General features: G+C 69.3%; 11 protein-coding genes, 1 tRNA gene and 2 pseudogenes. 8 read left to right on the top strand and 6 right to left on the bottom strand.

Annotation, left to right across the window (positions count from 1 at the left end):
- Positions 1–93: pseudogene (locus A5712_RS12710) on the top strand (type VII secretion protein EsxI); the annotation flags it as partial.
- A 65-nt stretch (positions 94–158) separates the two neighbouring features.
- Here A5712_RS12710 and A5712_RS12705 read toward each other — a convergent pair.
- Complete coding sequence (locus A5712_RS12705; RefSeq protein WP_068105101.1) at positions 159–2,162, bottom strand: TPM domain-containing protein; 2,004 nt, start codon at positions 2,160–2,162, stop codon at positions 159–161.
- Positions 2,163–2,202: 40 nt separating this feature from the next.
- Here A5712_RS12705 and A5712_RS12700 point away from each other — a divergent pair, with 40 nt between their 5' ends.
- The 3 genes from A5712_RS12700 to dnaG are packed head-to-tail and all read left to right on the top strand — an operon-like array spanning position 2,203 to position 6,043.
- Positions 2,203–3,471, top strand: a complete 1,269-nt coding sequence (locus A5712_RS12700) for a deoxyguanosinetriphosphate triphosphohydrolase (RefSeq protein ID WP_068105097.1) — start codon at positions 2,203–2,205, stop codon at positions 3,469–3,471.
- 10 nt (positions 3,472–3,481) lie between these two features.
- Positions 3,482–4,081 (top strand): superoxide dismutase family protein, encoded by a 600-nt coding sequence (locus tag A5712_RS12695; RefSeq protein ID WP_082973413.1) that lies wholly within the window; start codon positions 3,482–3,484, stop codon positions 4,079–4,081.
- Between the two features lie 27 nt (positions 4,082–4,108).
- Entirely contained in the window at positions 4,109–6,043 is a 1,935-nt protein-coding gene (gene dnaG, locus A5712_RS12690; RefSeq protein WP_068105093.1) for a DNA primase, read from the top strand.
- On the opposite strand, the gene A5712_RS12685 is transcribed toward dnaG, so the two are convergent.
- Positions 6,018–6,296: a hypothetical protein gene (locus A5712_RS12685; protein ID WP_068105090.1), complete on the bottom strand. Its 279-nt coding sequence runs from the start codon at positions 6,294–6,296 to the stop codon at positions 6,018–6,020. The two genes, dnaG and A5712_RS12685, sit on opposite strands and share 26 nt — an antisense overlap.
- 152 nt (positions 6,297–6,448) lie before the next feature.
- Here A5712_RS12685 and A5712_RS12680 point away from each other — a divergent pair.
- Both A5712_RS12680 and A5712_RS12675 read left to right on the top strand, forming a co-directional pair.
- Positions 6,449–6,521: transfer RNA gene (locus A5712_RS12680), tRNA-Asn, on the top strand.
- A gap of 79 nt (positions 6,522–6,600) precedes the next feature.
- Positions 6,601–6,888: pseudogene (locus tag A5712_RS12675) on the top strand (muconolactone Delta-isomerase family protein); the annotation flags it as partial.
- On the opposite strand, the gene A5712_RS12670 reads toward A5712_RS12675, so the two are convergent.
- The 4 genes from A5712_RS12670 to A5712_RS12655 form a co-directional block, all read right to left on the bottom strand.
- Positions 6,888–7,169 carry a hypothetical protein gene (locus A5712_RS12670; RefSeq protein ID WP_068105083.1) on the bottom strand — a complete coding sequence of 94 codons (282 nt, stop codon included), beginning with the start codon at positions 7,167–7,169 and terminating at the stop codon, positions 6,888–6,890. The pseudogene A5712_RS12675 and the gene A5712_RS12670 overlap by 1 nt on opposite strands.
- A gap of 246 nt (positions 7,170–7,415) precedes the next feature.
- On the bottom strand, positions 7,416–8,099 hold the full coding sequence (gene cysE / locus A5712_RS12665; protein WP_068105080.1) for a serine O-acetyltransferase: 684 nt from the start codon (positions 8,097–8,099) through the stop codon (positions 7,416–7,418).
- Positions 8,100–8,101: 2 nt separating this feature from the next.
- Positions 8,102–9,034 (bottom strand): cysteine synthase A, encoded by a 933-nt coding sequence (cysK, locus tag A5712_RS12660; protein ID WP_068105078.1) that lies wholly within the window; start codon positions 9,032–9,034, stop codon positions 8,102–8,104.
- 9 nt (positions 9,035–9,043) lie between these two features.
- Positions 9,044–10,321: a thioester domain-containing protein gene (locus A5712_RS12655; protein ID WP_068105076.1), complete on the bottom strand. Its 1,278-nt coding sequence runs from the start codon at positions 10,319–10,321 to the stop codon at positions 9,044–9,046.
- A gap of 389 nt (positions 10,322–10,710) precedes the next feature.
- Here A5712_RS12655 and A5712_RS12650 point away from each other — a divergent pair, with 389 nt between their 5' ends.
- A complete protein-coding gene (locus A5712_RS12650) occupies positions 10,711–11,643 on the top strand; it encodes a family 2A encapsulin nanocompartment shell protein (protein ID WP_068105075.1) in 933 nt (310 codons plus the stop codon).
- Complete coding sequence (locus tag A5712_RS12645) at positions 11,630–13,519, top strand: family 2A encapsulin nanocompartment cargo protein cysteine desulfurase (RefSeq protein WP_068105073.1); 1,890 nt, start codon at positions 11,630–11,632, stop codon at positions 13,517–13,519. The genes A5712_RS12650 and A5712_RS12645 overlap by 14 nt, the downstream gene beginning before the upstream one ends.
- Positions 13,520–13,719: the final 200 nt, after the last annotated feature.

Genomic DNA, 13,719 nt, shown 5'->3' with positions numbered 1-13,719 from the left:
TACGAGCAGGCCAACGCGCACGGCCAGAAGGTGCAGACGGCGGGCAGCAACATGTCCAGCACGGACAGCGCCGTCGGCTCCAGCTGGGCCTGATTCGCCGCTTCAAGGCGGGGCCGCACACCGACCGGTGTGCGGCCCCGTTCTTTGTCCGCCGGGTCTCAGAACCGCCCGCCGCCACCCATGAGGCCGCCCCCGGACGAGCCGCCCCATGAGCCCGAGGCGCTCGGGCCGCCGCCGAACGAGGTGGGGCTCCAGCCGCCGAACCCACCGCGCATGGCCCCGCTGAGCAGGTCGCCGATGATGATCCCGCCGATCATGGCGCCGGTATCGCTGCTGCCGCGGCGGGCATAGAAACGCTGGGCCTGCTGGACGTCCGCGTTCGCCAGCGCCTGGGCGTTGGCGGCCAGCGTCGATGCCGCGTTGGCGTGGGCAATAGCCTCGGACACGTTCGTCGTCTTCTTGTCCTGTGCGGCCTGCAGGTGTCGGTTGGCCTCGGCGAGCCGGGTCCGCGCCTCGGCTCCGATGCTGCCCCGGCGGGTGTCGATGTACTCAGAGACGGCGCGCACCCGCGCCTGCGCGGTGAAGACGGCCTGTTCGAAGGAACGCTCGAGCCGCTGGGCGGCCGCCTCCTCCTGGGCGACGGCGTCCAGTACCCGATTCAGGGCGGCGTCGGCCTTAGTCAGCCTGGCGAACGTGCCGAGAGGATCGGCAATGCCGGCGCCGCGGGCTCCCGTGACGGCCGCGGCCGCCTCGTTGCGCGCGGCGGTGAGTTCGCCGGCGCGGCCCGCCCCGGCGCCCCGCGCCTTCTGTAGCTGCTCGTCGGCGCGCTTGACGCCCGCCTGGATCTCGTCGATGAGCGAGGGCAAAGCGGCGACTGCGTGCCGGATGTCCTTGGCCGCGTTGTCGATCGCTTCCAGCAGCGCGCGGGCCTGCCCGAGCGCCGCCTCGGCGGCATGGATCGCGTCGACCAACGCGGCCTGCTGACCGCCCGCGACGCCGGCCAGCTCGCGGGCGGAGCCGATGTTGCGGTCCGCGAACGCCAGCCTCTCGTTGGTGCTTGCGATATTGCCGGAGACCGAAGTCAAGGCCGCGGCGTCGAATTCCTTGCGCAGCTCGGCCAGCCGCTGCTCGGCGGGGGCGATGCGGGCGGTTAGCTCCACGTACTGCTGGGTCAGCGCGTCCAACCGCGACGGCGCGTTGACCACCAAAACCCGCAGCTCTTCGAACGCCTGCCGCTGTGATTCGAGTTCGCGGTTGGCGTGCGCCGCCGAGACGATCACCCGGGTCAGCATCTCGCGGCGCTGCGCGGGCGTCTCGGGCACGCTGTCATCGAGCTGCTGGCGGACCGTAAAGGCTTGCGCCAGAGCCGCTTTGGCGTTGTTCACCGCCTGGGTAAACGGTTGAGTCCGCTCGTCACCGAACTCGTCGATCGCCAGCGTCAACTCGTTGGCGCTGGTGCGCACCGCGTTGTCGACCTCCACCACCAGCGACCGCGACAGGTCGTCGAGGGCCGCCAATGGCACCGCGGCGAGCGCGTTGAGATCGGTGGGATCGATGCGCCGCGCCGCGGCCAACTCGGCGGCGCGCCGACGCCGGCGGCGGTAGCGCATCACCACCAGCAGGACCACCACGGCGACGACAACGACGCTCAACGCGACCAGTAGGGCCAGGCGAACCGACGATGACGGCGACTTGTTGAGCCCGTTGGCCGCCGCCACGGCGGCACCGGCCCAGTCGCCGTCGTGCAGCGCGGGCTCGATCTTGGTGCGCCGCAGCTGATCAACCTGACCCGCGTTGACGCTCGTGATCGCCGACGGGACGAAGAACGCGTATGACCGGCCGGTGGTGGCGACGGCCAGCAGCGCGTCGTAGTCGCCCAAGTCGCTGACGGTTCGAGTGCGCCTCGCCCAGCTGTCGGCGCTTTCCCCGGAGAAGTCGTCGACGTAGACCACCCACAGCCGGATGTGGCGATCGGCGTAGAGCTTGTCGGTGGCCGACGTCACCGCTGCGCGTCCGGAATCCGAGAGCGCGTTCGCGTTGTCGATGATTTGATCCGGCAGCCGAAACGGCGGTTGCGCGCCCGCCGTCGGTGCCAGCAGCAGCCCGGCGCCGAGACCCGTGAGGACCGTCAGGATCACGCCGAGCAGCCGAGCAGAGCGCATAGGCCAATCTAGCCCGCGTTCCCTGGCAGACTGTCCTGCGGTGAGTACGCATCAGCACGACCCCTACGACGACTTCGACCGTGAGCGCCGGGTGCGCGAAGCGGCGAAGACGGCGGGTCTGCCGGGTACGGAAGGCCAGCACCGCACCGACTTCGCCCGGGACCGCGCCCGGGTGCTGCACAGCGCCGCGCTGCGCCGCCTCGCCGACAAGACGCAGGTGGTCGGGCCGCGCGAAGGTGACACCCCGCGCACCCGGTTGACCCACTCGCTGGAGGTGGCCCAGATCGGCCGGGGGATGGCGGTGGGGCTGGGCTGCGACCTCGATCTGGTCGAGCTGGCCGGCCTGGCCCACGACATCGGCCATCCGCCCTACGGGCACAACGGCGAACGCGCGCTCGACGAGTTCGCCGCGGACCACGGCGGTTTCGAGGGCAACGCCCAGAATTTCCGGATACTGACCAGCCTCGAGCCCAAAGTGCTTGACGCGCAAGGCAATAGCGCGGGCCTGAACCTGACCCGCGCGTCCCTGGACGCGGTCACCAAGTACCCGTGGACCCGCGGTGAGGGGCCCGCACGCAAGTTCGGCTTCTACGACGAGGACCGCGAGCCCGCGGCCTGGGTCCGCCAGGGGGCGCCGGCGAATCGCACGTGCCTGGAGGCCCAGGTGATGGACTGGGCCGACGACGTCGCGTATTCGGTGCACGACGTGGAGGACGGCGTAGTCTCGCAGCGCATCGACCTGCGCGTGCTGGCCGACGAGGACGAGGCGGCCGCGCTGGCCAACCTGGGGGAGAGCGAATTCTCCCGGGTGAGCGCTGACGACTTCATGGCCGCCGCGCGCCGGCTGTCGGGCCTACCCGTGGTCGCCGCGGTCGGCAAGTACGACGCGACGCTGGCGGCGGCGGTGGCGCTCAAGCGATTGACCAGTGAACTGGTGGGCCGATTCGCCTCGGCCGCCATTGCGACCACCCGTGCAGCCGCCGGCCCGGGTCCGCTGGTGCGTTACCGGGCCGACCTGCAGGTGCCCGACCTGGTGCGCGCCGAGGTCGCCCTGCTGAAAATCCTGGCGCTGCAGTTCATCATGTCTGACCCCCGGCACCTGGAAACCCAGGCCCGGCAGCGCGAACGCATCCATCGCGTGGCGCACTGGCTGTACTCCGGGGCCCCCGGAACGCTCGACCCCATGTTCGCCGCAGCGTTCAACACCGCGGCCGACGACCGCGCCCGGCTCCGCGTCGTCGTCGATCAGGTGGCCTCCTATACCGAGGGTCGGCTGGAGCGGATCGACGCCCGTCAGGCGACCGGATAGCGTTACCGGCATGACCAAACTCAGCGCCGTTGCCGTCGCCTTGCTGTCGCTTCCCGTCGTGGCCCTGACCGCCTGCAGTTCGCCCCAGCACGCGACCAGCCAGACGGGCACCACGCCTCCGGTCCAAAGCGGCGCTCCGGCGTCGTCGACGTCGGGACCGGCGCCCGCCGCCGGATCGCTGACGGCGCAACTGAAGACGGCCGACGGCAAGGACGTGGCCACCGCAACCTTCGACTTCAGCAACGGCTACGCCACCATCACCGTCAAGACGGTTGCCGGCGGCATCCTCGCGCCCGGCCTCCACGACATGCACATCCACCAGGTCGGCAAGTGTGAGCCGAATTCGGTCGCCCCGAACGGCGGCCCGCCCGGGAACTTCCTGTCGGCCGGCGGGCATTTCCAGGCGCCCGGGCACTCCGGGATGCCCGAGAGCGGTGACCTGACGATGCTCGAGGTGCGCCAGGACGGGTCCGCGTACCTGGTGACCACCAGCGACGCGTTCACCAGGGACCAGCTGCTGGCCGGGGACAAGACCGCGTTGATGATCCACGGCGTCGGCGACCAGTCGATGGAGCGGATCGCGTGCGGCGTCATCGGGCCGGCGAGCTGATCGGCTCCGGCGTTTTAGACTGGGCCGATGGCCGGCCGGATCTCTGATCGCGATATCGCCGCCATCCGCGAACGGGCCCGCATCGAAGACGTCGTGGGCGACTACGTCCAACTCAAGCGCGCCGGCGCCGACTCGCTCAAGGGCCTGTGCCCGTTCCACAACGAGAAGTCGCCGTCGTTCCACGTCCGCCCGAACCACGGCCACTTCCACTGCTTCGGCTGCGGCGAGGGCGGCGACGTGTACGCGTTCGTCCAGAAGATCGAACACGTCAGCTTCGTCGAGGCCGTCGAACTGCTCGCCGACCGGGTCGGCCACACGATCACCTACACCGGCGCCGCGGCCACCAACGTGCAGCGCGACCGCGGCAGCCGCAGCCGGCTGGTCGCGGCCAACGCGGCGGCCGCCGAGTTCTACGCGGCGGCCCTGGAGTCCGACGAGGCGGCACCGGCCCGGCAGTACCTGACCGAGCGGAACTTCGACGCCGACGCGGCGCGCCACTTCGGCTGCGGGTTCGCCCCGTCGGGCTGGGACTCGCTGACAAAACACCTGCAGCGCAAGGGTTTCGAGTTCAAGGAACTAGAGGCGGCGGGCCTGTCTCGGGAGGGGCGCCGCGGCCCGATGGATCGCTTCCACCGGCGGCTGCTGTGGCCCATCCGCACCGCGGCCGGCGAGGTGATCGGTTTCGGGGCCCGGCGCCTGTTCGACGACGACCCGATGGAAGCCAAGTACATCAACACGCCCGAGACGGCCCTGTACAAGAAGTCGTCGGTGATGTTCGGCATCGACCTGGCCAAGCGCGACATCGCCAAGGGGCACCAGGCCGTCGTCGTCGAGGGCTACACCGACGTGATGGCGATGCACCTGGCCGGCGTCACCACCGCCGTCGCCTCCTGCGGCACCGCGTTCGGCGACGAGCACCTGGCCATGCTGCGCCGATTGATGATGGACGACAGCTTCTTTCGCGGGGAACTGATCTACGTCTTCGACGGCGACGCGGCCGGGCGCGCCGCCGCGCTGAAGGCGTTCGGCGGTGAGCAGAACCTGGCCGGGCAGTCCTTCGTCGCCGTAGCGCCGGACGGCATGGACCCATGCGACCTGCGGCTCAAATCCGGCGACGTCGCGCTGCGCGACTTGGTCGCGCGGCGAACCCCGCTGTTCGAGTTCGCGATTCGCACCACGATCGCCGAGATGGACCTGGACAGCGCGGAGGGCCGGGTCGCCGCGCTGCGCCGCTGCGTGCCCATGGTCAGCCAGATCAAAGACCCCACGCTGCGCGACGAGTACGCCCGCCAGCTCGCCGGCTGGGTCGGCTGGGACGACGTCGCCCAGGTCATCGAGCGGGTCCGCGGCGAGGCCAAACGGTCCAAGGCCGCGGCTCGCGGGGGCCCCGCATCCGAGCCTCCCCGCCGGGCCGAGCGCCAGCCGGCCGCCCCGGCCCCGGCCGAGCCCAAGGAGTCGCGCGCCGCCCGTCCCGACCCGCGCGACCCGATCCTGTGGGCCCAGCGCGAGGCCCTCAAGTCGGCGTTGCAGTACCCGGCGCTGGCGGGTCCGGTGTTCGACACCCTGACCGTGGAGAGCTTCACGCACCCCGGCTACGCGGCCGTTCGGGCGGCCATCGAGGCCGCGGGCGGCACCTCGACCGGCATTACCGGGGCGGAGTGGCTCGAGGCGGTGCGAGCGCAGACCACGTCGAGCCTGACGGCCGGCCTGATCAGCGAGCTGGGGGTGGAGGCCATCCAGGTCGACGACGAGAAGCTGCCGCGCTACATCGGGGGTGTGCTCGCCCGCCTGCAGGAGGTCTGGATGGGTCGGCAGATCGCCGAGGTGAAGTCCAAACTGCAGCGCATGTCACCCATCGAGCAGGGCGACGAGTATCACGCGCTGTTCGGCGACCTGGTCGCCATGGAGGCCTATCGGCGCAGCCTGCTGGAGCAGGCTAGCGGCGACGATCTGACGGTGTGAGGGCCGGATCCGCCGGTCGCTCGAGGTCGCGCTGGACCACGGCGGTCTGGTCGTCGATCTCGGTCAGCGTGACGAAACCGGCGTCGGGCGAGATGCGGTTCGCGATCTTGCGGCGGCCCCCCTCGATCATCGACTTGGCCACGGGGCTGCTGGTCAGCGCGCGATAGGTGCCGACGAGCTGCTCGTATCGGCGACGTCCGGCCTTCGAGCCCAGCACATAACCCAGTCCAAGCACCACGACATACCGGATCAAAGCGTTCCTCCCGACGATCGATGGCTCCATCCTGCCTCACTTTCGGCGGTGGGCGCGCGGGGCATGTGGCAACGGGGCCCGCGGATCGACACCTCCGACCTAGTTGGGCGCGGTCGGGCCAGTACGCTAGAGTCGTCCGGCGATCGGTTTAATCCCCTGTAGCTCAATTGGCAGAGCATTCGGCTGTTAACCGAAGGGTTGGTGGTTCGAGTCCACCCGGGGGAGCGGGGTTAGCCTCAGTCGCGCACGCTCTGGCCGCCAGGCCGTGGAACCCAATGCTTTCCAGTGCCTCTCAGGAGGGCTCATGGAATTCCTGGTCACCATGACCACGCACGTCCCGGATGGAACGCCCCCGGATACCGTCGACGACGTGCGGGCCAGGGAGGCCGCGCATTCCCGCGAACTGGCCGAACAGGGGCACCTGCTGCGGCTGTGGCGCCCGCCGCTGCAACCGGGCGAATGGCGCACTCTCGGCCTGTTCGCCGCGACCGACGCGGAGGAGCTCGAGCGGGTGCTCGCGTCGATGCCCCTGCGAATCTGGCGCATCGACGAGGTGACGCCGCTGAGCCCGCATCCGAACGACCCCGCCGGTCACAGCAAGTAGTTCAGGCCCCATTCCCGTTCCGCGGCCAACCGGGCCGCGTCGACGCCCGCCTCGCTTTCGGCGGTTCCGCTGGCCAGGGCCACCAGGGCCGAGGCCAGCTTGAACAGCGGTACCTCGTACCGTTCGCTCGCGCTGAGCAATTCCCGAAACGCGGCATAGGTGCTGTACCTGCGCCACCCGACGAGTATCCCCACCGCCGTATCGAGCGCCCGACTGGCCTGCTGACGGCCTTCATCGATATGCCGTTGGCCCGCAAGGGTTTCGGTCATCTGTCGACTACCTCCTGAAAGTTCTGCCGCGCAACGAAATAGCGGAAATTACCGGGAAAAGAATTGGGCAAAGCCACGTCTCGCGCAAGATCGGGCGCGAACGTCAGCGAATCAACGGCAACAACAGCGCGTCGAGGCCCGTAACATAGGACCACTATAGGGCATGGTCAACGGGCGCTGCTGTGACATATGTGATTGCCTCACAACGGATTTAAACCTTGCGCACCGACCGACACGAGACCGCCCTCAGATCTGGAAGTCCTCGCCGTGCCACACGCCGGCCTCGGGCGGGCGGATGACGCGGCCATTCTGCGGGCCGTCGTTCAACGCCTCAAGCTTGGCCACCCTGGTGAGCAGGGACTGCAGGCTGACACCCACCAGGTCGGGCATCATCGAGTCGTCGGGGGTGCCCCGGCCGGCGCGGCTGATCACCTGCCCGGGAACCCCGACGACCACGGAACCCGACGGCACCGGCTTGACCACCACCGCGTTGGCGCCGATCCGGCTGTCGTCGCCCACTTTGATCGCGCCCAGCACCTTGGCCCCGGCGCCGATGATCACGCGGTCGCCGACGGTCGGGTGGCGTTTTCCGGTCTCCGCGCCGCTGCCACCGAGGGTCACGCCGTGGTACAGCGTCACGTCCTCGCCCACCTCGGCCGTCTCGCCGATCACCACGCCGGTCGCGTGGTCGATGAATAGGCCGGGGCCCAGGACGGCCCCGGGGTGGACGTCGACCCCGGTGAAGATGCGGGTGACCTCCCCGAACGTCCGGGCGGCCAGCCGCGCGCCGCGGTTCCACAGCCAGTGGCTGACCCGGTGGGCCCAGATCGCGTGCACGCCCGGGTAGGCGAAGACGACCTGCAGCGTGGTGGGCTTGGCGGGGTCGCGCTCCCTGGCCGCCCGGATGTCCCGCCGCATGGCTGCGAGCATGGTCAGTCCGCCAAGTCGGCGAACAGCGCCGTGCTCAGATAGCGTTCGCCGAAGCTGGGCAGCACCACCACCACGAGCTTGCCGGCATTCTCGGGCCGGCGGGCCACCTGCAACGCGGCCACCACCGCCGCGCCGGACGAGATGCCGGACAGCAGCCCCTCCTCGCGGGCGAGCCGCCGGGCCATGGTCAGCGAGTCCTCGTTGCCGACGGCGATGACCTCGTCGACCAGATCCATGTCGAGGACGGGCGGGACGAATCCGGCGCCGATGCCCTGGATCGGGTGCGGCCCTTTTTGCCCGCCGGACAGCACCGGGGACGCGGCCGGCTCCACCGCGACGAACTGGGCCGACGGCTTGCGTTCCTTGATGACCTGGGCGACACCGGTGATGGTGCCGCCGGTGCCGACGCCGGCCACGAAGAAGTCGATCTTGCCGTCGGTGTCGCGCCACACCTCCTCGGCGGTGGTCGCGCGGTGAATCGCCGGGTTGGCCGGGTTCTCGAACTGCTGCGGCACGAAATACCGCTGGTCGGTCTTGGCCAGCTCCTCGGCCTTGGCGATGGCGCCGGGCATGCCGTCGGCGCCGGGGGTCAGGATCAGCTCCGCGCCGTAGGCCCGCAGCAGCATGCGCCGCTCGACGCTCATGGTGTCGGGCATGGTCAGCACGCACCGGTAGCCGCGTGCCGCGCACACCATCGCCAGCGCGATGCCGGTGTTCCCGCTCGTCGGCTCGAGGATGATGGTGTCGGGCTTGATCAGGCCCGCCTTCTCGGCCGCGTCTAGCATCGCGACCCCGATGCGGTCCTTCACGCTGTTAGCCGGGTTGAAGGATTCCAGCTTGGCGACGACGTCGGCGCCGGCGCCCTCGGTGACCCGGCGCAGCCGCACCAGCGGCGTGTTACCGATCAGCTGTGTGACGTCCTCGGCGATGCTCATGAAACTTCCTTACGCGATGTCGGTACAGGGCTCGTCGGCTTGCCAGGTGATGTCGAATTCGATTGCAACGTCTATTGGCACGATAAGCGCAACCGGGGTGAATCGCTGCGACGCCCCCGCGAATGCCTCGCCGGTGAGTACCCGTCCGGTGAGGTCGTGCGGCGTCGTTGCGGTCATTGTCATCGCCGATGTGCCCGGCGCGGGACGCACATAGAAGTCCGTCCCCGGCTGGACGATCTCGTCGATGCCCAAACCGTCGGCGTCGACCAGCGCGTGTCCGCCGGGCGCGCTGAGGCTCAAAGGGATTCGCACCTGGAAGGGTCCTATGAGTTCGGATTCGGCGGTTGCATGGGTATCGACCAGTCGCGGCTCTTCGGAGGTGCGCAAAGCGGCGCTCGCCCCCGTGAGTAGGTAATTGTAGAGGTGCACGACCCGATCGGCGTTGCGGTAGTGGCGGGCGCCGGTCAGCCAGAACCGGACATCGCCGATCGTCGCGCCGGGGGTGTCCGTCGTTGCGACGAGCCGGTAGTGGCGGTAACCGCGCCCACCGCCGCCGTGGCTGCTGGCCGACAACGTGCTGCCGACGCCGAGGGTGCGCCGGTGTCGTCCCTCGCCGGCCTGGGCGGTCAGCCGTGAGCCCGAAACATCCTGCCAGTCAACGCCATTGGCGGACTTTTGCAGTTTCACATCGATGGTGGTGTCGGACGCGGTCCATACCGAGTACCCGCCCAGCTGTGGTTCGCCGTCGAATTCGAAGGTGATCACCGGCCCGGGAGCGCGGTCCACGGCGACGGGCTCGTTGAGCGGCCGGGTGTCCAAGGCCAGGCCGTTGGTGAAGTGCCATATCGCGGCCTGGGTCGCCGCGATGGCCTCGTGTTCGCTGAGGTTGGCCCGCCCCAGCGGGTAACCGGCGGCCCGCAACCGTTGGCTCAGCTCGGCGATGTGGCTCGTCGGAAAGGAGTGCCGCAGGATCCATTCGACCGCGGCCTCGCAGCCGCGGGCCCGCAGGTGGGGCAGGGCGGACCAGGTGCCCAGCCGGTAGCTCGACGGCAGGTGCGGTGCGATGCCGGTGAAGTCGAGCGAGTAGGCCAGCAGGTTGGGATGCAGCCGGATCAGGTCGGTGCGCGCCCAGCTGCCGTCGGCGAACACGATCCGGTCCACGGTGTGGGAGTAGGTGCCGCCGCGGTAGCGCGTCATGCGTGCGACGTCGGCCGCCGGCCGGATCTGCACGCGCCGGCGGGTCGCGACCCGCGCCAGGGCGCGGTTGGGCATGGATAAGACGGTCATGGGTGGTTGATCTTCCTGAAAGGGTTCGACTGGCGCGCATCGACGCCGCGGGGCGGACCGCGGGTCCTGCCCGTTGCGGGGAAAGCGCGAGGATTTCTAAGGCGTCGTTAGGGCGTCAGGAAATCAACAACAGCGACAACAACAGTCCATGGCGAGGCAGCGCGAAGGAACGAAGCGCAGCTGAACGGCCTGTTGCATGGCCCCCACTATAGGGCCCGCAAACACCGCTGTCAGATTTCGGGCTCGCTCCCTTGATTTCGCTCACCCCCGGTGTAAACCTTCTGTATCACCTCCGTGCCCGCCTACGCTCGGCGCGCGCCACCGCTGACGGTGGGCGATCATGAAGCTGCCGCACTCGCAGCAGCGTTCGACCGAGCGGAAGGAGCGCGATGACGACGGCTCAGGGGGCTCAGAACGAATCCCAGGCACTAGGCGATCTCGCCGCCCGGCAGCTTGCCAACGCGACGAAGACCGTTCCGCAGCTCTCGACCATCACACCGCGCTGGCTGTTGCACCTGCTCAGCTGGGTGCCCGTGGAAGCCGGCCTCTACCGGGTGAATCGGGTGGTCAACCCCGAGAGCGTGGCGATCAAGGCCGAAGAGGGCGCCGGCACCGAGGAGCCGCTGCCCGAGACGTACGTCGACTACGAGACCAGCCCGCGCGAATACACGCTGCGGTCGATCTCGACCCTGGTCGACATCCACACCCGGGTCTCCGATCTGTACTCCAGCCCGCACGACCAGATCGCCCAGCAGCTGCGGCTGACCATCGAAACGATCAAGGAGCGCCAGGAGTTCGAGCTGGTCAACAGCCCCGAGTATGGGCTGCTGGCCCAGGCGACGCCGGAGCAGACGATCCGGACGCTCGGCGGGGCGCCGACGCCCGACGACCTCGACGCGCTCATCACGAAGGTGTGGAAGACGCCCAGCTTCTTCCTCACCCACCCGCTCGGTGTCGCGGCGTTCGGCCGTGAGGCCACCTACCGCGGCGTGCCGCCGCCGGTGGTGAGCCTGTTCGGGGCGCAGTTCATCACCTGGCGCGGTATTCCGCTGATCCCGTCGGACAAGGTGCCGGTGGAAGACGGCAAGACCAAGTTCATCCTGGTGCGCACCGGCGAGGAGCGCCAGGGCGTGGTCGGCCTGTTCCAGCCCGGCCTGGTCGGCGAGCAGGCGCCGGGCCTGTCCGTGCGGTTCACCGGGATCAACCAGTCGGCGATCGCGACATACCTGGTCACCCTCTACAACTCGCTGGCCGTCCTCACCGACGACGCGCTCGCCGTCCTCGACGACGTGGCCGTGGACCAGTTCCATGAGTACAAGTGAGTACCGAGCGGTAGACGCCGAAAGCGAGTTGCCGATCGGAGCCGCCGAACTCGCGGCGCTGGCCACCCAGTTGTACGCGGCCAGCATCCGGCCCGGGCCGGACAGCCCGCCGCAGACGGCGCCCGTGGCCCCGCGCGGCGGGGTGCCGGACGCCACCGCCGCCACCTCGGCCGGACAGGCCGCCGCCGGCACGTCGGACCCCTACCTCCCGCCCGTCCCCGTCGTCGGCTTCACCGACATATACGTTCCTGCGCCGACATCGCCCGGGCCCGAAAGCCCGCCACAAACGGTGCCCGTCGCCCCCCGTGGCAACGTGCCCGATGCGACGGCCGCGCCGTCGGCCGGGGAGACGGCCGCGAGCGTCGCCGATCCCTACCTGCCACCCGGCGTCGCCGACCTCGCCGCCTTCGCGGTGCCCAGCGAGGGCATCGTGCCCACGGTGCCCGGGGTGCTCGCCGGGACGGTGCCGTCCGCTCCGGTGGCCCCCCGTGGTTCCGCGCCCGCGACGCCCTCCTGGCTGCCCGACGCGCCGCCGGTGCTGGACCTCGGCTGGTCCGACGCGCCACCGGTTGCGCCCGTCGGCGACGAGCACCTCTATCACTTCCTGACCAAGACGGATCCCGTGCCCCGCTTGCCCGACGAGCACGAGGTGTTCGACGTCAACGCGGTGCGCGCGGACTTTCCCATCCTGACCGAGACCGTCAACGGCAAGCCGCTGATCTGGTTCGACAACGCGGCAACCACCCAGAAGCCGCAGGTGGTGATCGATCGCCTGTCGCACTTCTACGCCCATGAGAACTCCAACATTCACCGCGCGGCGCACGAGTTGGCGGCCCGCGCGACCGACGCCTACGAGGAAGCGCGCAACACCGTCCGGCGATTCATCGGCGCCGCGAACGACGAAGAGATCATCTTCGTGCGAGGCACCACCGAAGCCATCAACTTGGTGGCCTACGCCTGGGGCGGGAAGCATTTGCTGCCCGGCGACGAGATTGTCATTACTCATTTAGAGCATCACGCCAATATCGTCCCGTGGCAACTGCTTTCGCAACAGACCGGCGCGATTTTGAAAGTGGCGCCGGTCGATGATGCCGGCAATTTGCTGATGTCGGAATTCGAGGATTTGCTTGGGCCGAAGACCAAACTGGTGGCCGCGACCCAGGTGTCCAACGCGCTGGGCACGGTGACACCGGTCGAGCAGATCGTCGAGCTGGGCCACCGCTACGGCGCGCGGGTGCTGATCGACGGGGCCCAGTCCATCCAGCACCTGCCGGTCAACGTCGCCGAGCTCGGCGTCGATTTCTTCGTCTTCTCCGGCCACAAGATCTACGGCCCCACCGGAATCGGCGTGCTCTACGGGACCGAGGAGGCGTTGGCCGAAACACCGCCGTGGCAGGGCGGCGGCAACATGATCGCCGACGTGACGCTGGAACGCTCGCTGTATCAGGGACCGCCCAGCAAGTTCGAGGCCGGCACGGGCAACATCGCCGACGCCGTCGGCCTCGGCGAGGCGCTGCGCTACGTGCAGCGGTTGGGCGTGGAGCGCATCGCCGCCCACGAGCGGGCCCTGCTGGACTACGCGACCCCGCGGCTGGCCGACATCCCGGGCGTCCGCCTGGTCGGCACCGCGACCGAAAAGGCCAGCGTGCTGTCGTTCGTGCTGGCCGGACACGACCCGCTCGAGGTGGGCAAGGCGCTCAACGCCGAAGGCATCGCGGTGCGCGCCGGCCATCACTGCGCGCAGCCGATCCTGCGCCGCCTCGGCCTGGAGGCCACCGTCCGCCCGTCGTTCGCGTTCTACAACACCTTCGAGGAAATAGACGTCTTCCTCAGCGCGGTGCGCCGGATTGCCGAGGGCGGCGCGGGCGCCGGCTGAGGTTCGCCAGATTTCTTCTTGTTGATTTCAACCCTGCGACATCTTCCGGGCCGGTTTTAGGCTTCCGAAGTGTTTTGTGTGCGCAGACAGGCGAAGTGGCCGGATTGCGCGCTTCACACCGCTAATCCTTTGCGGTGACGCTAATCACGAAGTTTTTTGCTTCTTTCACCTAAACGGGGGCTGCATGAGCCGTATCGATA

Origin of the sequence: Mycobacterium sp. E2327, assembly GCF_001672675.1 — a bacterium.
In the GTDB taxonomy this organism is placed as follows: Bacteria; Actinomycetota; Actinomycetes; order Mycobacteriales; family Mycobacteriaceae; genus Mycobacterium.
The sequence above is the reverse complement of the archived record's forward strand: the minus strand, read 5'-3'. Positions and strand labels throughout refer to the sequence as shown.